General features: G+C 47.1%; 23 protein-coding genes. 19 read left to right on the plus strand and 4 right to left on the minus strand.

Annotation, left to right across the window (positions count from 1 at the left end; translation table 11 throughout):
* Positions 1 to 61: 61 nt before the first annotated feature.
* Positions 62 to 1,054 carry a quinone oxidoreductase family protein gene (locus tag MHB72_RS05230; protein ID WP_216920909.1) on the minus strand — a complete coding sequence of 331 codons (993 nt, stop codon included), beginning with the start codon at positions 1,052 to 1,054 and terminating at the stop codon, positions 62 to 64.
* 172 nt (positions 1,055 to 1,226) lie between these two features.
* Between MHB72_RS05230 and MHB72_RS05235 the strand changes: the two genes are divergently transcribed.
* The 10 genes from MHB72_RS05235 to MHB72_RS05280 all read left to right on the plus strand — a co-directional run bounded on the left by MHB72_RS05235 (position 1,227) and on the right by MHB72_RS05280 (position 11,344).
* Positions 1,227 to 1,784, plus strand: a complete 558-nt coding sequence (locus MHB72_RS05235; protein ID WP_216920911.1) for a glycerol-3-phosphate responsive antiterminator — start codon at positions 1,227 to 1,229, stop codon at positions 1,782 to 1,784.
* A 228-nt stretch (positions 1,785 to 2,012) separates the two neighbouring features.
* Positions 2,013 to 2,828, plus strand: coding sequence for an MIP/aquaporin family protein (locus tag MHB72_RS05240; protein WP_020450709.1), 816 nt, complete (start codon positions 2,013 to 2,015; stop codon positions 2,826 to 2,828).
* Positions 2,829 to 2,873: 45 nt separating this feature from the next.
* The gene (glpK, locus tag MHB72_RS05245; protein WP_025811824.1) at positions 2,874 to 4,364 is read left to right on the plus strand and encodes a glycerol kinase GlpK; all 1,491 of its coding nucleotides are present in this window, start codon (positions 2,874 to 2,876) and stop codon (positions 4,362 to 4,364) included.
* A gap of 146 nt (positions 4,365 to 4,510) precedes the next feature.
* Entirely contained in the window at positions 4,511 to 6,178 is a 1,668-nt protein-coding gene (gene glpD / locus MHB72_RS05250) for a glycerol-3-phosphate dehydrogenase (protein WP_020450711.1), read from the plus strand.
* A 184-nt stretch (positions 6,179 to 6,362) separates the two neighbouring features.
* Positions 6,363 to 8,108 carry a phospho-sugar mutase gene (locus MHB72_RS05255; protein WP_216920913.1) on the plus strand — a complete coding sequence of 582 codons (1,746 nt, stop codon included), beginning with the start codon at positions 6,363 to 6,365 and terminating at the stop codon, positions 8,106 to 8,108.
* A gap of 130 nt (positions 8,109 to 8,238) precedes the next feature.
* Positions 8,239 to 8,697, plus strand: a complete 459-nt coding sequence (locus MHB72_RS05260) for a DUF6773 family protein (protein WP_025811820.1) — start codon at positions 8,239 to 8,241, stop codon at positions 8,695 to 8,697.
* A 21-nt stretch (positions 8,698 to 8,718) separates the two neighbouring features.
* Complete coding sequence (locus tag MHB72_RS05265; protein WP_026579993.1) at positions 8,719 to 8,916, plus strand: helix-turn-helix transcriptional regulator; 198 nt, start codon at positions 8,719 to 8,721, stop codon at positions 8,914 to 8,916.
* 118 nt (positions 8,917 to 9,034) lie between these two features.
* Positions 9,035 to 10,183, plus strand: coding sequence for a GAF domain-containing sensor histidine kinase (locus MHB72_RS05270; protein WP_101560639.1), 1,149 nt, complete (start codon positions 9,035 to 9,037; stop codon positions 10,181 to 10,183).
* Complete coding sequence (locus MHB72_RS05275; RefSeq protein WP_033155147.1) at positions 10,171 to 10,821, plus strand: response regulator; 651 nt, start codon at positions 10,171 to 10,173, stop codon at positions 10,819 to 10,821. The genes MHB72_RS05270 and MHB72_RS05275 overlap by 13 nt, the downstream gene beginning before the upstream one ends.
* A 4-nt stretch (positions 10,822 to 10,825) precedes the next feature.
* Positions 10,826 to 11,344 carry an NADPH-dependent FMN reductase gene (locus MHB72_RS05280; protein WP_059230658.1) on the plus strand — a complete coding sequence of 173 codons (519 nt, stop codon included), beginning with the start codon at positions 10,826 to 10,828 and terminating at the stop codon, positions 11,342 to 11,344.
* 30 nt (positions 11,345 to 11,374) lie between these two features.
* Here MHB72_RS05280 and MHB72_RS05285 read toward each other — a convergent pair whose 3' ends face one another.
* Positions 11,375 to 11,623, minus strand: coding sequence for a YhdB family protein (locus MHB72_RS05285; protein WP_023856510.1), 249 nt, complete (start codon positions 11,621 to 11,623; stop codon positions 11,375 to 11,377).
* Between the two features lie 198 nt (positions 11,624 to 11,821).
* On the opposite strand from MHB72_RS05285, the gene MHB72_RS05290 reads away from it, so the two are divergent.
* Complete coding sequence (locus tag MHB72_RS05290) at positions 11,822 to 12,148, plus strand: YqzG/YhdC family protein (protein ID WP_306453675.1); 327 nt, start codon at positions 11,822 to 11,824, stop codon at positions 12,146 to 12,148.
* Between the two features lie 30 nt (positions 12,149 to 12,178).
* Here MHB72_RS05290 and nsrR read toward each other — a convergent pair whose 3' ends face one another.
* Positions 12,179 to 12,610, minus strand: coding sequence for a nitric oxide-sensing transcriptional repressor NsrR (gene nsrR, locus MHB72_RS05295; RefSeq protein ID WP_023856512.1), 432 nt, complete (start codon positions 12,608 to 12,610; stop codon positions 12,179 to 12,181).
* A gap of 258 nt (positions 12,611 to 12,868) precedes the next feature.
* On the opposite strand from nsrR, the gene hmpA reads away from it, so the two are divergent.
* From hmpA to MHB72_RS05310, 3 genes are all read left to right on the plus strand, one after another.
* Entirely contained in the window at positions 12,869 to 14,083 is a 1,215-nt protein-coding gene (gene hmpA / locus MHB72_RS05300; protein ID WP_216920915.1) for an NO-inducible flavohemoprotein, read from the plus strand.
* A 95-nt stretch (positions 14,084 to 14,178) separates the two neighbouring features.
* Complete coding sequence (locus MHB72_RS05305) at positions 14,179 to 15,588, plus strand: SpoVR family protein (protein ID WP_216920917.1); 1,410 nt, start codon at positions 14,179 to 14,181, stop codon at positions 15,586 to 15,588.
* A gap of 385 nt (positions 15,589 to 15,973) precedes the next feature.
* A complete protein-coding gene (locus MHB72_RS05310; RefSeq protein ID WP_101560643.1) occupies positions 15,974 to 16,810 on the plus strand; it encodes a C40 family peptidase in 837 nt (278 codons plus the stop codon).
* A gap of 48 nt (positions 16,811 to 16,858) precedes the next feature.
* Here the strand turns inward: MHB72_RS05310 and MHB72_RS05315 are convergent, their stop codons facing one another.
* Entirely contained in the window at positions 16,859 to 17,737 is an 879-nt protein-coding gene (locus MHB72_RS05315) for a LysR family transcriptional regulator (RefSeq protein WP_216920919.1), read from the minus strand.
* A gap of 110 nt (positions 17,738 to 17,847) precedes the next feature.
* On the opposite strand from MHB72_RS05315, the gene MHB72_RS05320 reads away from it, so the two are divergent.
* From MHB72_RS05320 to MHB72_RS05340, 5 genes are all read left to right on the plus strand, one after another.
* Positions 17,848 to 18,939, plus strand: a complete 1,092-nt coding sequence (locus MHB72_RS05320) for a citrate synthase/methylcitrate synthase (RefSeq protein ID WP_025811804.1) — start codon at positions 17,848 to 17,850, stop codon at positions 18,937 to 18,939.
* Positions 18,940 to 19,060: 121 nt separating this feature from the next.
* Positions 19,061 to 20,125: a PQQ-dependent sugar dehydrogenase gene (locus MHB72_RS05325; RefSeq protein ID WP_216920921.1), complete on the plus strand. Its 1,065-nt coding sequence runs from the start codon at positions 19,061 to 19,063 to the stop codon at positions 20,123 to 20,125.
* A gap of 82 nt (positions 20,126 to 20,207) precedes the next feature.
* The gene (locus MHB72_RS05330; RefSeq protein WP_216920923.1) at positions 20,208 to 21,077 is read left to right on the plus strand and encodes an SDR family oxidoreductase; all 870 of its coding nucleotides are present in this window, start codon (positions 20,208 to 20,210) and stop codon (positions 21,075 to 21,077) included.
* Positions 21,078 to 21,215: 138 nt separating this feature from the next.
* Complete coding sequence (locus tag MHB72_RS05335; RefSeq protein ID WP_039072556.1) at positions 21,216 to 22,574, plus strand: sodium-dependent transporter; 1,359 nt, start codon at positions 21,216 to 21,218, stop codon at positions 22,572 to 22,574.
* Positions 22,575 to 22,595: 21 nt separating this feature from the next.
* Positions 22,596 to 24,224, plus strand: coding sequence for a pyridoxal phosphate-dependent decarboxylase family protein (locus MHB72_RS05340; protein ID WP_216920925.1), 1,629 nt, complete (start codon positions 22,596 to 22,598; stop codon positions 24,222 to 24,224).
* The last annotated feature ends 2 nt before the right edge of the window (positions 24,225 to 24,226 follow it).

The raw sequence follows: 24,226 nt of genomic DNA on the forward strand, positions 1-24,226 counted from the left end.
TTTCGGTCAAAACCAAAAAACGGCGGCTGATGACATGGCAAGCCGCCGTTCCCCCTGAGTTTTACCCGCCTATTTGCAATGCGATATTTCCAAACTGCTCCCCGTCTTTCATCCGTTTAAAGGCTGCAACCGCTTCTGATAAAGGAAACACTTGATCAAGCACCGGCTTAAGGGAATGGCGTTCGATAAAATCAATCATTTGCCGAAATTCTTCGAGGCTGCCCATCGAAGTGCCGATGATGCTGATCTGCGGGAAAAAGAGCGAGCGCAGCGGAAGCTGGATGCTGTCTCCCGAGCTGGCGCCGAAATTGATGATCCTTCCGTTCGGCTTGATGACATCGAAATAATTCGCAAAAGTTGCCGGACCGATGCTGTCGAGGATTAAATCAACCCGTTCCCCGCCCAAGCTTTCTTTCCACAGACCGCAGCTTTCAATTGCGAGATCCGCCCCATAGCGGAGCGCTTCTTTTCTTTTTTCTTCGCTTCGGGAGGTTACAGTCACCCGCGCGCCTGCTGCCTTTGCCATGAGCACTGCGTTTGTGGCGACGCCTCCGCCGACTCCCGGTATTAAGATGTGTTCGCCTTTTTTTAAATGTCCTTTCGTAAATAAAGCCCTGTAAGCGGTCAGAGCGGATAAAGGCAGGACGCCTGCTTCCTCCCAGGAAAGGTGCGCCGGTTTTTTCAACACGTGCTTCGCCGGGACGATGACATGCTCTGCGAAGGTTCCGTCAGATGGGCCGCCGAGAATGTCGGGTACTTGCGGAACAGAATCCGTATATTCCCAGCCGATGCTCGGATTGATGATCACCTCTGTATGAACGGCGAGGCCCTGAACGCCTTCGCCTGTCTCTTCGATCGTGCCAGCTCCGTCGGAGCCGGGTATAAATGGGGCATCACCCGCCTCCCTGGATTGAAAGAGGAACAAGTCACGGTGGTTCAGCCCGGCCGCTTTCAGTCTGATTTTGACTTCACCCGGACCGGGCGTTTTGTCGGAAACGTCTGTATATTTCAGTCCTGAAAGGCCCTTGATTCCTTCATGGATGATCGCTTTCATAAAAAATTCCCCCATTCGAGTTGGTTGTGTTAAATTATGGACATGACTGAAGGTAAATGTAAAATGATTTGCCCGGGGACCGTGAGAGGCTTCTGTTTATAAAGGATTGCAATGAGGCGGAAATTCCATTAGTGTAATACAGAAGCAAGATAGCAAGTGAAGGAGATGGAACATGAGTTTTCACAATCAAAAAATTTTACCTGCGGTACGTAATATGAAGCAGTTTGATACATTCCTGGACAGCCCGTTTTCATACGGGGTCCTGCTTGACATCCACCTTGGACAGCTGGGAGGCGTCATCAGCGCGGCCAGATCCCATGGGAAAAAAATGTTTGTGCACGTCGATCTGATCCAAGGAATTAAGCATGATGAATACGGTGCGGAATTCATTTGCCAGGAAATGAAGCCGGCGGGCATTCTCTCTACAAGATCAAGCGTTATCGCAAAAGCAAAGCAGAAGAAAGTATATGCGATCCAGCGCATGTTTTTAATAGACACAAGCGCCATGAAGAAGAGTATTGAATTGGTGAAAAAGCACAGACCCGACTATATAGAAGTGCTTCCCGGAGTGGTGCCGGAACTGATCAAGGAAGTCAAAGAAATAACCGGCATTCCGATCTTTGCGGGCGGGTTTATCCGTACTGAAAAAGACGTCGAGCAGGCGCTTGCAGCAGGGGCATCCGCAGTCACCACCTCAGACACTGATCTATGGAAAAAATACTGGAAGTAAAAATTTAAAATGTGAAAAATTATTGACAACGCTTTCACTATACGGTACGATCTTACTAAGTTAATACATTGTGACGGAGACCCGGAGACCACAGCAGTTCTTTACTCAGTATGATGTAAAGAAAGTTTGCTGTGTTTTTTTATGGTCTTATAGACACAGTGGAAAAGGTGAGCCCATGGTGTTCATCTTTAAAATAACACTTCATAATAGATTTTAGGAGGGATAGCCTTGACAGCATTTTGGGGGGAAGTTATCGGAACGATGCTGCTCATCGTCTTTGGAGCTGGAGTTTGTGCAGGAGTTAATTTGAAAAAATCGCTGTCCCATCAATCCGGATGGATTGTGATTGTCTTCGGCTGGGGGCTCGGCGTGGCCATGGCGGTATATGCCGTCGGCGGCATCAGCGGAGCGCATTTAAATCCCGCCGTTACATTGGGACTGGCATTTGTCGGAGATTTTCCTTGGAAAGAAGTGCCTTCCTATATTTTAGGACAGATGATCGGCGCATTTTTAGGAGCGGTGCTCGTTTTTCTTCACTACTTGCCGCACTGGAAAGAAACCGAAGATCAAGGCGCGAAGCTGGGAGTATTTTCGACAGGGCCGGCGATTCCAAATACATTTGCAAACCTGTTCAGTGAAACATTGGGGACTTTTGTTCTCGTTCTCGGACTTTTAGCGATCGGTGCAAACAAGTTTACTGACGGACTGAATCCGCTCGTTGTCGGATTTCTGATCGTGGCGATCGGGCTCTCGCTCGGCGGAACAACAGGCTATGCGATTAACCCTGCCCGCGATTTGGGGCCGAGAATCGCCCACTTTGTCCTTCCGATTGCAGGAAAAGGAAGTTCAAATTGGAAGTACGCGTGGATTCCTGTTTTAGGACCGGCGCTCGGCGGTTCATTTGCAGGCGTTTTTTACAACGCCGCATTCAAAGGGCACATCACCAACACATTTTGGATTGTAAGCGTTATACTAGTTGTGATATTGTTAGGTTTCTATATTCATATGAAAAAACAATCGGTTGATCAATCGGTCAACATTTAAAAAAAACGCAAATCTTAACAGACATATAAGGGGGAGTTTCCAAAAATGGAAAAATACATTTTGTCTCTTGATCAAGGCACCACAAGCACAAGGGCGATTGTTTTCAACAAAGCAGGCGAAATCGTCCATATTGCGCAAAAAGAATTTCAGCAATATTTTCCAAACCCCGGCTGGGTTGAACACAATGCAAATGAAATCTGGGGCTCCGTTCTGTCGGTGATCGCTTCTGCGCTTTCAGAATCGGGAATCGAAGCCGCGCAAATTGCCGGAATCGGGATCACCAACCAGCGGGAAACGACCGTTGTTTGGGATAAACATACCGGTAAACCGGTCTACAATGCGATTGTGTGGCAGTCCCGCCAATCGGCGGAAATATGTCAGGAATTGAGAGAACAAGGCTATGAAGAAACGATCAGAGAAAAAACAGGCCTTTTAATCGATCCTTATTTTTCAGGCACGAAGGTGAAATGGATTTTGGATCATGTGGAAGGGGCACGGGAGAAAGCGGAAAACGGCGACCTTCTCTTCGGTACGATCGATTCTTGGCTGATCTGGAAAATGTCCGGCGGAAAAGCGCATGTGACAGATTATTCAAACGCCTCAAGAACACTGATGTTCAACATCTATGACCTCAAATGGGATGATGAACTTCTCGATATTCTCGGCGTACCGAAATCGATGCTTCCTGAAGTCAAGCCTTCATCGCATGTATACGCTGAAACGGTCGATTATCATTTCTTCGGCAAAAACATTCCGATTGCAGGTGCAGCCGGCGACCAGCAGGCAGCATTGTTCGGGCAGGCTTGCTTTGAAGAGGGAATGGTTAAGAACACGTATGGAACAGGCTGCTTTATGCTGATGAACACCGGCGAGAAAGCGATCAAATCAGAGCACGGCCTGCTGACGACAATCGCTTGGGGCATTGACGGAAAGGTGGAATATGCGCTGGAAGGCAGCGTCTTCGTCGCTGGTTCCGCTATTCAATGGCTCCGTGATGGGCTGAGAATGTTTAAGGACGCCAAAGAAAGTGAAAAATACGCTGTAAGAGCAGAATCTGCCGATGGTGTTTATGTGGTTCCTGCATTTGTAGGTTTAGGCACGCCTTATTGGGACAGCGATGTCCGCGGCGCTGTATTCGGACTGACCCGGGGTACGACGAAAGAGCATTTTGTTAGAGCAACGCTTGAAGCGCTTGCCTATCAAACGAAAGACGTTCTTGACGCAATGATGGAAGACTCCGGGATCTCGGTGAAAACGCTGAGAGTCGACGGCGGAGCTGTCAAAAACAACTTCCTGATGGATTTTCAGGGAGACATTTTGGATGTCCCTGTAGAACGTCCTGAAATCAATGAAACAACCGCGCTCGGTTCAGCCTATTTAGCGGGTCTTGCTGTCGGCTTCTGGAGTGATCGTTCCGAGATCAAAGACCAGTGGCAGCTTGACAAACGTTTTGAACCGAAAATGGAAGAAAAAGAGCGTGAGAGTCTGTACAGCGGGTGGAAGAAAGCTGTAAATGCAGCTAGGGCTTTTAAATAAGCCGCATGTATGTTACAATCTAATTAAGTTAATAGAAACGGTTGGAGAAGAGGAGAGACCGCAGGCACCAAAGCAGTATCAGCGCTTTGGATGTTTGTGGTCTCTTTTTCTATTTTTTTACCGTGACAACAAGGGAGGACATGAACATGGAATCATTATTTTCAAGCCGCAAACGGGACGATATTTTACAGAATATGACGAAGCAGAAGTATGACGTGTTTATTATCGGCGGAGGTATTACAGGCGCAGGGACGGCATTGGACGCCGCATCTCGCGGAATGAAAACGGCGCTTTGCGAAATGCAGGACTTTGCGGCCGGAACGTCAAGCCGCTCCACGAAACTCGTACACGGCGGACTTCGCTATTTAAAGCAATTTGAAGTGAAAATGGTAGCCGAGGTCGGCAAAGAGCGGGCGATCGTCTATGAAAACGGTCCGCACGTGACAACGCCTGAATGGATGCTGCTTCCGATGCATAAGGGAGGCACTTTCGGCAAATTCAGCACTTCAATCGGACTGCGAGTGTACGACTTTTTAGCAGGCGTCAAAAAAGCTGAGCGGAGGAGCATGCTGAATGCCGAGGAAACGCTTCAAAAAGAGCCGCTTGTGAAAAAGAACGGCCTGAAAGGCGGCGGCTATTATGTCGAATACCGGACGGATGACGCCAGGTTGACGATCGAAGTCATGAAAGAAGCGGTTAAATTCGGAGCCGAGGCCGTCAATTATGCGAAAGTAAGCGATTTTATTTATGAAAACGGCAAGGTCACCGGCGTGGTCATTGAAGACGTCTTCACGAAAAAAACGTACCGCGTCCACGCGAAAAAAATCGTGAATGCCGCGGGTCCGTGGGTTGACCGTCTGCGGGAAAAAGACCATTCAAAAGAAGGCAAACACCTTCAGCATACAAAAGGCGTGCATCTTGTTTTTGATCAATCGGTCTTTCCTTTAAAACAAGCCGTTTATTTTGATACGCCCGACGGCCGCATGGTGTTCGCGATTCCGAGAGACGGAAAGGCATATGTCGGCACAACGGACACCGTCTACAACGAGGATCTGGAACATCCTCGAATGACGACTGCAGACAGGGATTATGTCATTAATGCAATCAACTATATGTTCCCTGAACTGGGAATCAAGGCCGAAGATGTCGAATCAAGCTGGGCGGGGCTCAGACCGCTGATTCATGAAGAAGGAAAAGACCCGTCCGAGATTTCCCGGAAAGATGAGATCTGGACTTCTGAATCTGGACTGATCACGATTGCCGGCGGAAAGCTGACCGGCTACAGAAAAATGGCTGAGCATATCGTCGATCTTGTCAGAGACCGATTAAAAGAAGAGGGCGGCAGAGACTTCGGTCCTTGCAGAACAAAAACGATGCCGATCTCAGGCGGCCATATCGGCGGCTCCAAAAATCTGGAGGATTTTATTCAAGTGAAAGCAGCCGAAGGGATCAAAGCTGGACTGTCCGAAGAGACGGCAAAACAGATCGCCGCACGATACGGTTCAAACGCAGACCGCCTGTTTGATCGTGTCCCATCCCTGAAAGATGAAGCAGCAGACCGCCGCATTCCTGTCCATGTACTGGCAGAAATGGATTACGGGATCGAGGAAGAAATGGCTGCCGTCCCGGCAGACTTCTTCGTCCGCAGAACGGGTGCGCTGTTCTTTGATATCAATTGGGTCCGCACTTACAAAGACAGCCTTACCGACTACATGAGCGAGAAGCTGAACTGGGATGGCGAAACGAAGGCCCGGCATGTCCAAGCATTGGAAGGACTTCTTCACGACGCTGTTGTCCCGCTGGAAAGCAGATGATGTATCGGGTCAAATGCCCTTGATGGAATTTCTTTAAAAATCAACCGAATGGCCTAACGTGAGGCTGTCTTGATCAGGCAGCCTCATTTTTTTCGTTCGGCATGCTAAATTTGGACAAAGCGGCTGTTTGTCGATATGATAAAAGAAAAGCTGCAATTACTTAGCTAGAACATTGGAGGTAATCATGAGCTGGAGAACGAGCTATGAACGCTGGAAAAACAAAGAAAACTTAGATTCCGAATTAAAATCGCTTTTTTTGGAAGCTGAAGGAAATGAAAAAGAACTAGAGGATTGCTTTTATAAAAAACTTGAGTTTGGTACAGCCGGCATGCGCGGAGAGATCGGACCCGGTCCGAATCGCATGAACGTTTATACGGTTCGCAAAGCATCGGCGGGCCTTGCCGCATACATAGGAGCGAACGGCAAAGAAGCAAAAAAGCGCGGCGTTGTGATCGCGTACGATTCCCGCCACAAGTCGCCTGAATTTGCAATGGAAGCTGCTAAAACGCTCGCGGAAAACGGCGTTCAAACGTACGTGTTTGACGAACTGCGCCCGACACCTGAACTTTCCTTTGCGGTAAGAGAACTGAATGCGTTTGCAGGTATTGTCATCACGGCGAGCCATAACCCGCCTGAATACAACGGCTATAAAGTCTACGGAGGGGACGGCGCGCAGCTTCCGCCTGCTGATGCCGACAAACTCATCGGCTATGTCAATGCGATTGAAAATGAATTGGAAATCGAAGCAGGCGATGAAGCTGCCTTAACCGAAAAAGGGTTGATCAAAATAATCGGCGAGGAAATCGATCAAGCGTATCTCGATAAACTGACATCGATTTCTGTCAATCCTGATCTGGCAAAGGAAACTGAAGTCAAAGTCATTTTCACCCCGCTGCACGGCACGGCAAATAAATCCGTGAGACGCGGCTTGAAAGCTCTCGGGTATGAGCATGTCACAGTCGTTCCGGAACAGGAGCTGCCTGATCCTGACTTTTCGACCGTGTCTTCTCCTAATCCGGAAGAGCACGCCGCTTTTGAATATGCGATCAGGCTCGGAGAAGAAAAAGGAGCCGATATTCTGATCGGAACCGATCCCGACGCGGACCGCCTCGGCGTTGCTGTAAAGGATCAAGAAGGCCGTTACACGGTGCTGACAGGAAATCAAACCGGCGCGCTGCTTTTGCATTATCTGCTATCGCAAAAACAGCAGAAAGGCACGCTGCCTGATAACGGAGTCGTTCTAAAAACGATTGTGACGAGCGAAATGGGGCGCGACATTGCCGCTTCTTTCGGACTTGACACGATCAACACGCTGACCGGCTTTAAATTCATCGGAGAAAAAATCAAACAATTTGAAGCATCGGGCGAATATGCTTTCCAATTCGGTTATGAGGAGAGCTACGGTTACTTGATCGGCGATTTCGCAAGAGACAAGGATGCCGTCCAGGCAGCACTGCTTGCGGTTGAGGTATGCGCCTTCTATAAAAAGCAGGGAAAATCGCTGTATGATGGGCTCCTCGAATTGTATCAAACGTTCGGCTTCTATAGAGAAGGCTTGAAGTCCCTGACCTTAAAAGGAAAAGAGGGAGCGGAGCAAATCGCAGCCATCCTCAGCACATTCAGAGAACAGCCGCCTCTTTCCATCGCCGGAAAAGACGTTGTATCCGCAGAAGACTATTTGACAGGGAAGCGGACGCTGCTGAAGGAAAACAAAACAGAAACGATCGATCTTCCGACATCCAATGTTTTGAAATATTTCCTTGAAGACGGCTCATGGTTCTGCCTCCGTCCATCTGGCACAGAGCCTAAAGTGAAATTTTATTTCGCGGTCAAAGGCCCAACCAATGAAGACAGTGAAGCGCTTCTCCATCAATTGACAGATGAAGTGATGAAAAAAATCGATGATATTGTAAAAGCGATTTCAAATTGATAATCGCTGAAAACCCGCCTTGCTACACGGCGGGTTTTCAATTTTTATTGATAAGCGGCCATAAATGATGTAATATATATTTAACAATAAGTTAGATATAAATTGCATATGAAAGGGGAAAATGGCTGACATGAAATGGATCAAAACCGGGGATGAATACGTAGAAAAGAAAATGACGCAATTTTTTAGCGAAGCCGGTACGATTGTCGCTGCTATCTTATTTTTGGATATGATCATCCGGGGCCTCATTTTAGGGCGACCGGCATCCGAATACATCGTCAGTGCCATCGGTTTTGCAGTCTATGCAGGCTGGATATTGTTCCGCTATCTTTTGTCGGGGTTTGAATATCCGGAGATTGCAGGTCAAGCGGCGTACAGGAAAAAAAGAAAAGAGATCACGGCTCTCAGCCTCGCTTCCGGCATCATATTTGCCATTTTAGTGCTTATTTTTACCGGCATACCAAAACACCCCGGCAGTTGGTTTGACTTTATTATGATGGTGATGTTGTTTGTATTTTTTCATTTTCTGATCAACTTTATCTCGTTGCGCAAATCCTTTCGGAAAAATCAAGATCTATTAGATGATTAAATGAAAATGGCGGGTGAGCATATGGTTAACCGGGTCAAACTCGCCCGGGTCGAAAAGTCTTTGACACAAGCCCAGCTTGCCGAGCGGGTCAATGTGACAAGACAGACGATCGGGCTGATCGAAAAAAATAAATACAATCCGACATTGCACCTTTGCCTCGCGATCGCAAAGGCGCTGGACAAAACGCTTGATGATTTGTTTTGGGAGGAAGAAGCTTAACGATTCGCTTTGTCCCTTCTCGGTCAAAAGTCTTAGAAAAGTTCATCTCATGAGGTGGCCTTTTTTTTATCAAATATCGATATAATAAAAGAAACTCCGGGTTAAGGGGATGAATTTTTTGCGGGAAGACACGCAGTTTGAAAAATTGAAAACGCTCAAAGAAATAGCGGAAGCTTTAAACGAAGGGAACCATCTAAAAGAAACGCTACATGCTGTTTTAAAAAAGCTGCTCAGCTTAACGGGACTCAAAACGGCGTGGCTTTTTCTGATCGATGAAAAGGGGAGCTTTGAACTGGCCGCTTCGGTCCGCCTGCCTCAGGCGCTTTCTTACCGGCACAACCGTTTATTATGCGAAGGAAGCTGCTACTGTCTTGAACAATATAGGGACGGAAAGCTGGACAGGGCGAAAAATATCATTCATTGCCGGCGAATTACGACGGCCATGAGACAGAAGACCGGAGATCCGGAAGGCATCACACATCATGCAACCGTCCCTCTCAGCGATCAGAAGAAACGGTTCGGTTTGCTGAACGTTGCGGCTCCGGACAAAATTCATTTCAGCCGCGGGGAACTGGCGCTCCTCGAAGCTGTTGCTTTGCAAATCGGGATGGCGATCAAACGGATGCGGCTTGCTGAACAACAGCAAAAACACATGCTGCTGACCGAAAGAAACAGATTGGCTCAGGACTTGCATGATTCCGTCAATCAAATGCTTTTTTCGCTCAGCTTGACCGCTAAAGCGGCGGGGGAAATGACAGACCAGCCTGAGATCAGGGAAATGCTCGAGTTTATGCAACATCTTTCTCATGAAGCACTGCTTGAGATGCGGGCGTTAATATGGCAGCTGAGGCCCCAAGGCCTTGAAGAAGGGTTGGCGGCGGCTCTTGAAAAATATGCGGAAGTGCTCGGCCTTCAGGTGATCTTCACGCTCAGCGGTGTGCTCCGGCTGCCGCCTCCTGCTGAGGAATTGATGTGGCGGCTGAGCCAGGAAGCTCTCAACAATTGCAAAAAGCATGCCAGTGCTAGCCGCATACAAGTGAAAATCGATGTATTCCAATCGTCTGCCGTCTTGGAGATCGAAGATGACGGCAAAGGGTTTCAGTACGATCCTGACGCGGGGCTTCCGACGCTTGGGCTGAAAGGAATGAAGGAGCGGACGGAAAAAGCGGGCGGCACGTTTTTGATCGACTCCGCAATCGGTAAGGGGACGAAAATCCGGGCGGTTTTGCCTTTGAATGAGAAGGGGGAGGCAGGATGGAAAAGGTGAAAATCATCATTGCCGATGATCATCATATTGTCAGAAAAGGCCTCTTATTTTTTTTCAAAACAAAAAGCGATTTTGACGTTGTCGGAGAGGCATCAACAGGAATTGAGGCGCTCGATGTCTTGCGAAGACGGGAGGCAGACATCGTATTAATGGATTTATCAATGCCTGAAATGGACGGAATTGAGGCGACAAAGCGAATAAAAAAGGAATATCCGTCTGTCAAAATCATAGCGCTGACAAGCTATGCGGATGAAAGCTATGTGATTCCCGCCATCCAGGCTGGAGCCTCTGCCTATCAGCTCAAAGACGCCGAACCTGATGAACTTGTCGAGACGATACGTGCTGTTTATGGAGGGAGATATTCCTTGGATCCAAGCATCATGTCCCACGTCTTTCACCATATGTCACAGGCTGATGAGAAAGAAAAAATACATCAATTGACAAAAAGAGAAAAAGATGTTTTATTGGAAATTACAAAAGGGAAAAGCAACAAGGAAATCGCCGCTTCTTTATTTATCAGCGAAAAAACAGTGAAAACTCATGTATCCAATCTGCTGTCAAAGCTTGGCTTATCCGATCGCACGCAAGCCGCGCTCTTTGCAGTTAAACACGGACTACAACAAAATGACGGGAGATGATCAAATGAAAATAACCGTAGTCAGCGGAACCGCAAGAAAACAGGGCAGAACGCGGATCGCCGCTTCCTATATCGCCCGCACGTATCAGGCCGAGCTTATCGATCTAAGCGAGTTCATCCTACCGATTTTCAACGGAGAAGAAGAGCAGAGCTCGCTGGAGAATGTTCAAAAACTGAAAACTTCGGTCAAAGAAGCAGACGCTGTCGTTTTATTATCTCCCGAATACCACAGCGGTATGAGCGGCGCTTTGAAAAATGCGCTCGATTTTTTAAGCAATGAACAGTTCTCGGGCAAACCGGTGGCGCTTTTTGCTTGTGCAGGAGGCGGCAAAGGCGGGATGAACGCGCTCGCCAATATGCGTATTGTCGCGCGCGGAGTTTATGCGAACGTCATCACAAAGCAGCTTGTGCTCGATCCGATTCATATTGATGAGGAACACCATACGGTTACTGAAGCAGCCAAAGCCAATATCAAAAATGTAATGGAAGAGCTTCTGCTCTTTGCCGAATTTCAAAAAGCCTGACGCCGATTAGAGCGCCAGGCTTATTTTATTTTACGTAAAAACGAGCACGCCGTTTTCGTGTTCTTGTCCCGAAAATGAGGCGTGATCAATGTATTGCAGCAGATCATAAAGCCTTTTTTCGACAATGGCGTCATCTCTTTCAAAATTGTAGGCGTGCAAAAAATGCTCGATCCGCTTTGATAATAAATCGTCTTCTGTCCGCACCATCAGGATCAGCAGGTTGTCCCACTGCGAGCGGTGCGTATAATACAAAGCTTTGTCATAGTCAGCGTAATTCAATTTCGCCACTCTCCCTTCTTTCTGAGGAGTCATGATTATTTTATGTGGCGGGGTGTTTTTTTCTCCGGGCAAAACTTGGTCTCCCTTGTTTGACGGCCTAGAAATATGAGGATGGTATACGCTATACCGCGAAAAAATGTCTGCATGACATTCTCCGTTTCCGGTCAAGCTAACGTATGTACAATACATGCGGAGCGAATGGAAATGAAAAAACGATATTGCACGTACTTTTTTTGCATATTAACGCTTTTGTCATTCCCGGCGAAAAGCCACTTTCAAGCAGGTGTTTCCGATGCGCCAGAACGGTGGGAGAGAATCGCCTGGAGCGCCCTTGAAGAAAAATACGAAGGCGCAAAGCTTGAGGATTATGAATATTTAGGGCGCACTCAAGTCAATGATGAAGAGACAAAAGATGTCTTCAGGGTAACCGTCAATCAGGAAGGCAAATCATTTTCGGCGCACGCCGAGGTGTATTTTCACCCGGTGACCAATGCGATCATCAACGTGAATATTTTTACTCTATAACAAAAAAAACGAAGGAAGCAGCTTCCTTCGTTAACTCAATAATTTACGTATATGGTCCTGATTAACGATAATATCCTGCAGAGTGTATTGATCCAATACGTCCAAATAGGCGGAAAGGGCTTTGTTTAAAACATGCTTTAATCCGCAGATCGGAGAAAGTATACAATGGTTTTTTTCTCCGTTAAAACACTCGACAAGGTTAAAATCATCTTCTGTATTTCTTATGACTTCACCGATATTAATCAGTTCAGGCGCTTTTCCGAGACGAATCCCGCCGTTGCGGCCCCGAATCGTTTCAACGTAGCCAAGCTTGCCAAGCTCGTAAATCACCTTCATAAGGTGGTTTTTTGAAATGGAATAAGATTCGGCGATGTCTTTTATATTGACAAGCTCGTTTGAGTTTTTGGTTGCTAGAAAAATCAGTACTCTCAATGAGTAATCCGTATAATTTGTTAATTTCATCGCATTACCTCAATCAAACAAGTTTCCATTATCTTATCACATTTGCCTTCGGTTATGAGGGTGAAGCGGAAATTGTTACAAAAATATAAAACATTCATTGAAAATATTGCTTTAATTCCATTAAAAGTCTAGTATAAAGATGTATTCAAAATACATCTTTAATCAAAAGTAACAGTCCCATTTAAAAAAAGATCTTATTGCACCTTTAAAGATGTATTTGAAATACATCTTTAAAGTGACTGGAGAGGAGAAAGCGTTATGCTATCTGAAAAAACCATGCAAATTGTCAAATCGACCGCCCCTGTTTTAAAAGAAAAGGGAACAGAGATCACCACTTGTTTTTACAAGCGGATGTTTAATGCGCACCCTGAATTGAAAAATATCTTCAACATGTCCCGCCAGCAAACCGGCGGACAGCCGAAAGCTTTGGCTTTTACTGTTTTGCAGGCGGCTGAGAACATCGACCGGCTCGGAGACCTGCTGCCGGTTGTCAAACAAATCGGACATAAACACAAAAGTTTGCATGTGAAACCAGAGCACTATCCTATTGTCGGTCAGCACCTTTTGGAAGCCATTGAAATCGTGCTCGGCGAAGCTGCGACAGAGGACATTCTCCAGGCATGGGCAGAAGCCTATGAAGAGATCGCCCGCGTATTTATTGAAGTCGAAAAACAAATGTATGAAGAAGACAAAAAGCAGGATGGAAACTGGGAAGGATTTAAACCGTTTGTCACCATGGATAAGCGGGTCGAATCCGCTACGATTACTTCCTTTTACTTGAAGCCTGCCGATGGAACGGATTTGCCCGCTTTCAGTCCCGGACAGTACGTATCTGTCCGCATTAAAATTCCCGGCGAACCATATTTCTTAACAAGGCAGTACAGCTTGTCAGATGCCTGGAATAAAGACTACTACCGCATTTCAGTCAAACTGGAAGCGGAGGAAGGGCAACCGGTCGGAAGGGTATCAAGCTATCTGCATGAGAACATGGAGATCGGGGGCAGCTTGGAAGTGAGCGCTCCGGCCGGAGATTTTACCCTTTCCGAAGGAACGGATCGTCCGGTTTACTTCATCAGCGCCGGATCAGGCATCACGCCTGTCATGAGCATGGTGCAAACATTGGCTCAAAAAGAAAGCAGCCGCGAGATCACATTCGTGCACGCTGCGAAATCTGAACAGCACCACGCTTTCAAGGAAGAAACGGAGAAGCTGCTCGTCGCCAATCCGGCGAACCGTCTCCTGTTTGTCTACAGCAGGGATGCTGAAGCGACGGAAGATCATATTGTAAAAGGCCGGGTGAATGAAGAGCTTTTGAAATCGATCGTGAAAGATCCAAATGGCGAATTTTATGTATGCGGTCCGCTTTCATTTATGAAAAGCGTGATTGAAGGATTGCAAAATCTTGGCGTTCAGATGGAAAACATCCGCTATGAGAGCTTTGCTTCATCCCTTGACATGCAAATAGCGAACTAACCAAAGAGGCAGCTGTCAAACCGACAGCTGCCTTTCATCTTTTCAAATCCCGGCTCATACAATAAAGATAAGTCCAACCGGGGGGGATTTGAGTATTGAGCATACGGGAGCAAAAAGAGCTGCAGCGGGCGATAGCAGAAATTACGGAGATCGCGGAAGGATTCGGCCTGGATTTTTATCCGATGAGATATGAAATTTGTCCGGCTGAAATCATTTATACATTCGGCGCATACGGGATGCCGACAAGATACAGCCATTGGAGTTTCGGCAAGCAATTTCACAAAATGAAGCTTCACTATGACTTTGGCTTGAGCAAAATATATGAGCTTGTCATTAATTCAAATCCGTGTTACACGTTTTTGCTGGACAGCAATTCATTGATTCAAAATAAGCTGATTGTCGCACACGTCCTTGCTCATTGTGATTTCTTTAAAAATAACTGCCGTTTTCAAAATACGAAGCGCGATATGGTTGAAAGCATGTCGGCGACAGCAGAGCGGATTAAACATTATGAGACGGTCCACGGCTCAAAAGAAGTCGAGGCATTTCTCGATGCGGTGCTGGCGATTGAAGAACACATTGACCCTTCGCTCGTGAGGCCGAAGCTGTCGTGGAGCATAGATGACGAAGAGGAAGAAGAAACAGACGCGTCGCCCACTCCTTATGACGACCTCTGGGAACTGGATCACAAAGGGTCGAAAGAGAAGAAGAAAAGGACGAAAAAAAAGTTTCCGCCGAAGCCGGAAAAAGACATTCTGCTGTTCATTGAAGAACATTCGCGGGAGCTGGAGCCTTGGCAGCGCGACATCTTAACGATGATGAGAGAGGAAATGCTGTATTTCTGGCCGCAGCTTGAAACGAAAATCATGAATGAAGGATGGGCGTCCTATTGGCATCAGCGAATCATCCGCGAGCTTGATCTGACATCAAGTGAAGCGATCGAATTCGCCAAGCTCAACGCGGGAGTGGTTCAGCCGTCCAAAACGGGCATCAATCCTTATTATCTCGGATTGAAAATATTTGAGGACATAGAGGAGCGCTACAACAACCCGACAGAAGATATGAAGAAGATGGGTGTAAAGCCGGACTCGGGGAGAGAAAAAATATTTGAAGTCAGGGAGATCGAATCAGACATTTCATTTATCAGAAACTATTTAACGAAAGATCTCGTGATGAGGGAAGATCTCTACTTGTTTCAAAAACAGGGAAGGGATTATAAAATCATCGACAAGGATTGGAAGGCTGTGCGCGATCAGCTCGTCAGCATGAGAGTCAACGGAGGATTTCCTTATTTGACAGTTGAGGATGGAGATTACTTAAAGAACAATGAATTATACATTAAGCATTGGTATGAAGGGATCGAACTCGATTTAAAGTATCTTGAAAAAGTTCTGCCTTACCTTCACCAGCTATGGGGTAGAAGCGTGCATGTCGAAACCGTGCTCGAAGATAAGCCCGTCATGTTTTCCTATGATGGAAAGGCTGTCCATCGCAGATATTTATAAAAAGTTTCAGGCTGCATTCGGGCAGCCTTTTTTTATTTTAAAGCGCAGCGACGTCCGTCACTATGCAGTTTTACGAGTTAATAATAAAAATGTAAAATAAAGTATTTAACACGATTTCTAGTATTGTAATTTTGGCTACAGGAAAGTGCGAAAATGTAGTATTTAAGTTACCTTTGAAATGTAAATGAAATATTATCGACCCTTAAAAACTTTTTTTAAAAACGAATAATTAAGGAATTTGACTTAGTAAGTCAAGACTATACCTGATGGAAACCCCTCCTTATAATAGAAGCAGAGGAAGGCTGAAGCAGCCGTTCTCAAAAATCATGAAACTGCTAATTTTTGCCTTTGAAAATATAAAGAATTCTGCTAGTGGGAGGACAACATGAAAAAACAAGTAATAACAGCAGCATCAGCGGTTGTTTTAGGATCGACTTTATTTGCGGGAGCGGCTTCCGCGCAAACCATAACGGTGAAAAAAGGAGATACGTTATGGGGATTTTCGAAGAAGTACGGTACAAGTATCAGCAAGATTAAACAGGAAAACAAGCTGAAATCCGATATCATTTACATAGGGCAGAGGTTGTCGATCAATGGAAGCAGCTCATCGTCTGCAAAAGCGTCGCAAGCTTCATCAGCTACGCATAAAGTGGTCAAAGGAGACAGCCTTTGGAAAATTTCTCGGACATACGGCATGACCGTCAATGAACTGAAGTCTCTGAATGGTTTAAAAACAGATTTAATCCGGATCGGACAAGTATTAAAAGTTAAAGGGACGAAAAGCGTAAAAGCTGCATCAACGACAAAGCCTTCTTCTTCAAGCGGGACAAGCAAAACAAGTAAGGCACCTGCGCAAACCTCTTCAGCGCTGAATACGTCAAAGCTTGTTTCAGATGCAAAAGCCCTTATCGGAACGCCTTATAAATGGGGCGGAACATCTACATCAGGATTTGACTGCAGCGGATTTGTCTGGTACATCCTCAATAAACAGACAAATGTGGCGAGAACGAACACAGCCGGTTACTGGAATTCGATGAAGAGCGTATCAAGCCCTGCAGTAGGTGATTTCGTATTCTTCACGACATATCAGCCGGGACCTTCGCATATGGGGGTTTACATCGGAAACAATCAATTCGTTCATGCCGGTTCTGACGGCGTAACGATCAGCGATATGACAAACAGCTATTGGAAGCCCCGCTATCTTGGAGCAAAACGCTTCTAATGTTGCAGGGACAAGCCCGTTCATCATGATGAACGGGTTTTTTTTCGTTTAGAAACGGAACTCGGCTAAAAACGCTAAAAAGTGTTCGACCTTCTCATTATCTTTCAGACTAATTGCATATCCCCCTGCAACAGGAAGCTTCATGAAATCGCACGGCACCTCTATTAATCTTCCTTCCATCAGCTCGCGGCGCACAGTCGACAGCGGCAAAAATGATATACCGAGTCCTTCTGAAATAAATCGTTTCGTAATATGCGTTTGGCTTACGAGCATTGTTCTGACAAACGGAAATTTGATCCTCAGCTGCCTGACGAGGTCGTCCCAGTATTCGGGGTGATTATGGGTCAACAGCAAATATTCTTCAAGCAAATCTTCGACATCGAGCGGCGGCGCTTGTTCTGAATCGCGGCCGTCATGAGGGGCAACCAAAATCACGGGATCGCTGTACATGGAATAGCAGTTCAGGTTTGACGATTGCACGTTTAAGCAGCTTAATCCGATATCTGCATGGCCGGCTGAAATCAGGGGAGCGATTTCAGCTGATTCGGCGATCTTTACTTTGATCTCCGAATTCGGATGCAGCGCTGTGTATTTTTTTAATACAAATGGGAGAATCGTATCGGCGATAAGCGGTGAAACCGCTAGATTCAATGTCTGCGAATAGCCCTGTCTGATTCTGTGAAGCTCTGTCATGCTCGATTCATAGTCTTCCAGCAGGCGAAGGGCGAAAGGAAGGTAAGCGCGGCCTTCTTTCGTTAAATGAATGCTTCTTCCTTTGCGGGTGAACAGCTGGCACCCGAGTTCTTCTTCAAGCAGTTTAATTTGAACGGTGACGGTCGGCTGAGAAATAAATAAGGTTTCCGCCGTCTTTCTGAAATTTTCGTATTTTGCGGCAGTAACAAAGGTATGAAGCCATTTAAAATCCATTGCAGTCCTCCTGATTAATTTTGTTAATCAAAGACATCAATATAATTCAATATTTTTTAAATATTATATCAACTATAATGATATTTACAAAGGAAAAAGGAGGAATTGATATGGTTTATCATGGATTAAAAGGGATTACTTGTGTTGAAACAGCCATCAGCCGCATTGACGGTGAAGAGGGAAAGCTGATCTACAGAGGGTACAATGCTGATGAACTGGCGCTTACATCCACATTTGAAGAAGTCGCTTATCTGATACTCAACGGGTCATTTCCGACGGAAGCGGAACTCAGCCAATTCAATGAGATGCTCGCTTCATTCCGTGTGCTGCCAGAAGCATGCGAGCGATTGATCCGCAGCCTTCCTGCCGAATTAGACGATATGGCGGTTCTTCGCACGGCCGTTTCTTCATTCGGGGATAAATCGTTTGCGTTCAAGCCAACAATGGAGCAGGCTCTCAGACTGATAGCAGCCGCCCCGTCGATTATCGCCTTCAGAAAAAGGCTGACTGATGGAAAAGAGCCTGTTCAGCCGCTGGATGAGCTTGGCTTTGTGGAACATTATTTTTACATGCTGAAAGGAAAGCGCCCGACAGAAGCTCAGAAAAAAGCGCTCGAAACGTACATGATTCTTGCGATGGAACACGGCATGAACGCTTCAACCTTTTCGGCAAGGGTTACGGTGTCTACGGAATCCGATCTTGTTTCTGCCGTCACATCTGCACTTGGCACAATGAAAGGACCTTTGCACGGCGGAGCGCCGTCAGCGGTTACCGATATGCTGGAAGGCATCGGGGAAAAACAGCACGCAGAAAGCTATATAAGAGAGAAGCTTGAAAAAGGCGAGAGACTGATGGGATTTGGACACCGCGTCTATAAAACGCATGATCCGAGAGCGAAGGCTTTAAGGGTGAAAGCTGAGGAAATTGCCGGGGGCGATCGGGATATCGACCTTGCTCTTCATGTTGAAAATACGGCGATCCGCCTTTTGGAAGAATACAAACCGGGGCGCAAGCTTTATACGAATGTCGAATTTTACGCAGCGGCTGTCATGAAGGCGATCGATTTTGATGCCGCATTGTTTACCCCTACTTTTTCGGCAGCGAGAATGGTCGGCTGGTGCGCCCATGTGCTGGAGCAGGCTGATAACAACATGATTTTCAGGCCGTCGGCTAAATATATCGGGGAATTGGTTTCTCAGTAATGCGGACACACGCCTTCTCAGCGAAGGGCGTGTTTTTTAATAGATTTTTGTATGTTTAAGTAGGGAATTATGCCGGTGTTCTTGAATGTATTCATCAAGAAAATCCTTTAAGGGGGAGACGATGAAAAAAGGATTCCTGATGTTGATCATGCTGTTTTTTCTGAGTGCATGCTCGGAAGGCCGGGATTTTGATGCTGAAAATGAAGCGGCGGCGACAAAAGAAGGCGGAAGCGGTGCCGAGGTCATCGCAGAGCGCTTGGATGTACCTTGGACGATCGCTCACACTGGCGGGATTTTTTTCATTACCGAAAGAAACGGGGGAATCGTATCCATTGCCGAAGGCAAAAAGGAGCGCATGCAGCTTCAGCTGAAAAAGCCCGTTCATCAAGAAGGGGAAGGCGGGCTGCTCGGATTTGTGCTCCATCCTGATTTTAAAAACAATCAGGAGGCATACGTTTACCATACATACAAAGACGGGAGCCGTCTGAAAAACCGGATCGTAAAATTGACGCTTGACCGCCTTACTTGGACGGAAACGGAGGAGCTGCTTGCCGATTTGCCAGGAGGCGTGATTCATAACGGCGGCCGGATGGCGATCGGGCCCGATCAAAAGCTGTACATCACGACAGGTGATGCGGGGGAAAGGGAATGGGCCCAGCAGCCTGAAAAGCTGGCGGGGGTGATTTTAAGGATGGAGCTTGATGGTGCGGTCCCTGCTGATCAGCCTTTTCGCTCGTCTTATGTATACAGCTTTGGACACCGCAATCCGCAAGGCCTCGCATGGATCGGCCGGCAGCTTTACAGCTCCGAACACGGGCAGTCTGGACATGATGAAGTGAACAAAATTGAACCCGGAGCCAATTATGGCTGGCCGGTGATTGAAGGAAGCGATGAGAAGCGGGGAATGAAAGCGCCGCTCATCCATTCGGGAGAAAAAACGTGGGCCCCATCCGGTTTAGCGCAGAAAGGGGATGTCCTCTATATGGCCGGGCTGCGGGGAGAGGGGGTTTTCCGGGTCGATCCTGCGGAAGCCAAAGCGGTCAAGTGGCTTGGCGGATACGGCAGAATCAGAGATGTAAAAGTAATCGGAGATGATCTGTATTTCATTACGAACAATGGCGACGGAAGAGGCGAAAAAAAACAGACAGATGACCGGCTCATCCGCGTGCCTCTGTCTGACCAGTAAACATGTCTCGCTGAGTTCTTGCGTTTAAGGATGCCGGAATCGTGGTAACTGTGCACTAAACAATGGTGAAGAGGTGAGACGAATGAATCCGGCAAACAGACAGACGGATGGACAGAAAGCGCAAAAACAAGAAAAACAACCCGGGGCTGAGCACAAGATGGTGCCCCTTCCGCTCTCGGAAGATCGCGACTACAAAGGAAGCGGCAAATTAAAAGGTAAAACCGCCATTATTACCGGAGGAGACAGCGGAATCGGCAGAGCGGCCGCCATTGCATACGCCAAAGAAGGTGCCGGCATTGCCGTCATGTACTTGGACGAACACAAGGATGCCGAGGAAACGAAAGAACGAATCGAACAGGAAGGCGCAAAATGCCTGTTGATTCCCGGAGATGTCGGGGATGAAGCACATTGCAAAACATCTGTCGAAAAAGCGGTGAATCACTTTGGCGGACTCGACATTCTTGTCAACAACGCTGCCGAACAGCATCCGCAAAAAGGGATCGAAGATATTTCGACCGAACAGCTTGAACAAACGTTCAGAACGAATATTTTCTCCATGTTTCACATGACAAAAGCCGCGCTCCCGCATTTAGGGGAAGGAAGCGCGATTATCAATACCGCATCGATCACAGCTTATGAGGGCAGTCCGGCGCTGATTGACTATTCGAGCACAAAGGGTGCGATTGTCGCGTTTACCCGTTCGATGGCTGCATCCCTTGTCAAAAAAGGAGTACGCGTCAACGCGGTAGCGCCGGGGCCCATTTGGACGCCGCTCATTCCGGCTACTTTTTCGCCGGAAAAAACGGAAAAACACGGTACAAATACGCCGATGGGAAGGCCCGGACAGCCTTCTGAACACGCTGCGGTGTATGTTCTGCTCGCTTCAGACGATTCTTCTTATATGACAGGACAGACGATCCACATCAACGGCGGAAGATATGTGACGACATAACCTTTCAACCGGCTGCTATTGTAAGGCAGTCGGTTTTTTCTGTTTATTTTTTCGGAAAAATAAGAATTTGAAAGATCACTTTCAAAAGAGCTGCCCCGTAAGAGATAATAGAAACAGAAAGAGAAAGGATGTGTATGAATGAGCGATCGCAGAATGACAGCAAAATGGGCATCCAAACTTGGTTTTGTTCTCGCTGCAGGGGGATCCGCCATCGGCCTGGGGGCGATTTGGAAGTTTCCCTATGTGGCTGGAACGAGCGGAGGAGGCGCATTTTTCCTTGTATTTGTCCTATTTACGATCCTGCTGGGATACCCCTTGCTTTTGGGGGAATTTATATTAGGCCGAAAAAGCCAATCGGATGCTATCGGCACCTATCAAAAAATAGCGCCGGGGACGCCTTGGGTGATCACAGGCTGGATCGGAATCGCCGCCTGCTTCCTTGTTCTGTCGTTTTACAGTGTGATCGGCGGCTGGATTTTGCTTTATATCATCAAAGCAGTAACCGGTTCATTGTCGGGTCTCACGCAGGCCGGATACGGGGAGCTCTTCGGTTCGATCATTCAAGATCCGCTGCAGACACTGGCAGCGCAGCTTGCGTTTATCATCATGACGATCCTCGTCGTGGCGAAGGGTGTGCAAAAAGGAATCGAGCGCGTCAGTTCGATTATGATGCCGCTATTATTTATTTTATTTATTGCGCTCGTTTTAAGGGCTCTGACGCTTGAGCATGCGATCGACGGCGTGCGTTTTCTGCTTGTGCCCGATTTTGGCAGCCTGACGCCGCAGGCGATTCTTTTTGCGCTCGGACAAGCTTTCTTTACGTTGACGCTTGGCGTATCTGTGATGGTAACGTACAGCTCCTATTTGTCAAAGTCACAAAACCTTCCGAAGTCGGCGGTCTCGATCGTGATCATGAACCTTGCCGTCACGCTGCTTGCCGGTTTGGCGATTTTTCCGGCCGTCTTTTCATTTGGGCTTCAGCCCGATCAGGGTCCGACTTTATTATTTACGGTTCTGCCGGCAGTTTTTGACCGGCTTCCATTCGGGATGCTGTTTTTTATCGGATTTTTGACGGCCTTTTTATTTGCTGCGCTGACTTCGGCTTTTTCGATGATTGAGATCATTGTTGCCGCTATTACAAAAGGCGATCAAACAAAAAGGGGAAAATGGACGTGGGCGATCGGCCTTTTGATTTTTGCCGTCGGCATTCCTTCCTGCTTGTCTTACGGAGTGCTCGATGAGCCGTTCATTTTTAAGAAGACGTTTTTTGATGCGGCGGATTATGTCGTCAGCAATATTTTGCTGCCGCTTGGCGCGCTTTTTATTTCGATTTTTATTCCGCTGAAATTGTCCAAACACGATCTATATGAAGAAATGAAAAGCGGATCAAAAGCGGGGAAAGGCTTTTTTATCGTGTGGTTTTATCTTCTCCGTTTCCTTGTGCCGCTTGCAATTGTACTTGTCTTTTTAAATTTAATCGGAGTGTTTTCATTTTAAAAGATCAGGAGATGGGTGAATATGGTGTTAGACTTTCAACAGATGTTTCCGAGCGAGGATGGCAATCACGAGGCGCGGTATCAGCTGCTGGCATTGCTTGAAGCGGTATTGGCCGGAATGGACAGGCTGAAGGATCCCGCCCGGATGACGCTTGGCCGCGAGTCTGAAGTTTCCTCTGACTTCTATCAAAGCGTCATTGAGGAGGCCGCCTTGCCGGAAAAAGGCTTCGGGGCGGAAAAAAGCGTTGAAGAGCTATTGAAATTGCTTGACGGCCACCGTTTTTTAAACAGGCATTATGTGGCCAACGCGACACCTTTGCCGAACACCGCCAGCATCGCCGGGAATCTTTTAATGGTTCTTTTAAACGGAAACAATTTATGGGATGTCGACGGCACGGCTGCAGCCAAGGCGGAAGTGCAGATCACGGCGATGCTTTCGGACATTGTCGGCTATGACAGGCACAAGAGCGGCGGTTTTACCACATGGGGCGGGCAGGGAGCTGTTTTTCAGTCGCTCAGGCTGGCGATCGCAAGCGCGTACCCTGAAGCGAATCAGCAAGGAACGCCGCATCACCTGTACGCGTTCTGTTCAGAGCTTTCGCATTTCAGCCTATACAAATCGATGGAAGCGTCCGGAATCGGGACGGACCATTTGATCAAGGTCAAGACGAATCGCGATCATTCGATGGATCTGGCCGATTTGCGGGAAAAAATGCAAGCCGTGATTGAAAAAGGCGGACATCCGATTTATGTATTGGCAACGCTTGGCACAACTGACTCATTTGGCATCGATGATTTGGCCGGTATCAAAAAAGTGACTGAGGAAATAGAGGCCGCCTACGGTTTGCCTCCTGTCTATATTCATGCCGATACGGCGATGGGTGGGATGTACGGTTTTTTTAACGGATACGATTTCATCGGAAACCCGCTTCATCTTGAAGATGAGGTGCTTGAGACGCTTGCCCGCTACAAAAAACATTTTCAGCATTTGCACCTGGCGGACAGCTTGGTCTTTGATTTTCATAAACTTGGACAAACGCCGTATATCACAAGCCTTTTCTTGGTGAAAAACCGTGAGGCACTGAAAGTCGTTGATTTGGATCCGGATGAGACGCCTTATGTCGGTAACAGAGGGTTTGGCAGCTATCATACGAGCTATACGCTAGAGTGTTCGCGAATGGGAAGCAGCATACCGATTTATGCTTCTCTGCTCGCATTCGGAATCGAAGGCTACCAGGAGATCTTGGCCAATTACATCAGAGTTAACCTGGCATTTCGAAAAAAACTCCTGCAGGCTTTTCCGAATGCAGCCGTCACCAATGATGTATCACCTGTAACGACATTCCGCTTCTATCCGGGAAATGTCCGCTATCACGAAGAAATCAGCGGCGCCATCACGGAGGAAGAAGTGCGGAATATTAACAAATTCAATGAAAAAATCGCCGAAACATTGGGAAGGTACCGCAGTCACACCTATTTTGGCAGCACGAAAAAGCAAACATACGTTTATCCTGCTGACAGCCGTTTGCCCGTGCCGCTTTATGTCCAGAAATTCTACAGTGTCTCGCCTTACACGACGGTTGATACAATTGACCATTATATCGCCTTTTTAAAAGCGCATGTTGAACCGTCCGATGTAGCAGCCGGATAAAA

Source organism: Bacillus sp. FSL K6-1284, assembly GCF_038002625.1.
Lineage (GTDB): Bacteria > Bacillota > Bacilli > Bacillales > Bacillaceae > Bacillus > Bacillus paralicheniformis.

Bases quoted from the DNA above. Each gene is read 5' to 3' on its own strand.
- MHB72_RS05230 (WP_216920909.1), bottom strand. From the start codon at position 1,054: ATGAAAGCGATCATCCATGAAGGAATCAAGGGCCTTTCAGGACTGAAA.
- MHB72_RS05235 (WP_216920911.1), top strand. From the start codon at position 1,227: ATGAGTTTTCACAATCAAAAAATTTTACCTGCGGTACGTAATATGAAG.
- glpK (WP_025811824.1), top strand. From the start codon at position 2,874: ATGGAAAAATACATTTTGTCTCTTGATCAAGGCACCACAAGCACAAGG.
- glpD (WP_020450711.1), top strand. From the start codon at position 4,511: ATGGAATCATTATTTTCAAGCCGCAAACGGGACGATATTTTACAGAAT.
- MHB72_RS05255 (WP_216920913.1), top strand. From the start codon at position 6,363: ATGAGCTGGAGAACGAGCTATGAACGCTGGAAAAACAAAGAAAACTTA.
- MHB72_RS05260 (WP_025811820.1), top strand. From the start codon at position 8,239: ATGAAATGGATCAAAACCGGGGATGAATACGTAGAAAAGAAAATGACG.
- MHB72_RS05265 (WP_026579993.1), top strand. From the start codon at position 8,719: ATGGTTAACCGGGTCAAACTCGCCCGGGTCGAAAAGTCTTTGACACAA.
- MHB72_RS05275 (WP_033155147.1), top strand. From the start codon at position 10,171: ATGGAAAAGGTGAAAATCATCATTGCCGATGATCATCATATTGTCAGA.
- MHB72_RS05280 (WP_059230658.1), top strand. From the start codon at position 10,826: ATGAAAATAACCGTAGTCAGCGGAACCGCAAGAAAACAGGGCAGAACG.
- MHB72_RS05290 (WP_306453675.1), top strand. From the start codon at position 11,822: ATGGAAATGAAAAAACGATATTGCACGTACTTTTTTTGCATATTAACG.
- nsrR (WP_023856512.1), bottom strand. From the start codon at position 12,610: ATGAAATTAACAAATTATACGGATTACTCATTGAGAGTACTGATTTTT.
- hmpA (WP_216920915.1), top strand. From the start codon at position 12,869: ATGCTATCTGAAAAAACCATGCAAATTGTCAAATCGACCGCCCCTGTT.
- MHB72_RS05310 (WP_101560643.1), top strand. From the start codon at position 15,974: ATGAAAAAACAAGTAATAACAGCAGCATCAGCGGTTGTTTTAGGATCG.
- MHB72_RS05315 (WP_216920919.1), bottom strand. From the start codon at position 17,737: ATGGATTTTAAATGGCTTCATACCTTTGTTACTGCCGCAAAATACGAA.
- MHB72_RS05320 (WP_025811804.1), top strand. From the start codon at position 17,848: ATGGTTTATCATGGATTAAAAGGGATTACTTGTGTTGAAACAGCCATC.
- MHB72_RS05325 (WP_216920921.1), top strand. From the start codon at position 19,061: ATGAAAAAAGGATTCCTGATGTTGATCATGCTGTTTTTTCTGAGTGCA.
- MHB72_RS05330 (WP_216920923.1), top strand. From the start codon at position 20,208: ATGAATCCGGCAAACAGACAGACGGATGGACAGAAAGCGCAAAAACAA.
- MHB72_RS05335 (WP_039072556.1), top strand. From the start codon at position 21,216: ATGAGCGATCGCAGAATGACAGCAAAATGGGCATCCAAACTTGGTTTT.
- MHB72_RS05340 (WP_216920925.1), top strand. From the start codon at position 22,596: ATGGTGTTAGACTTTCAACAGATGTTTCCGAGCGAGGATGGCAATCAC.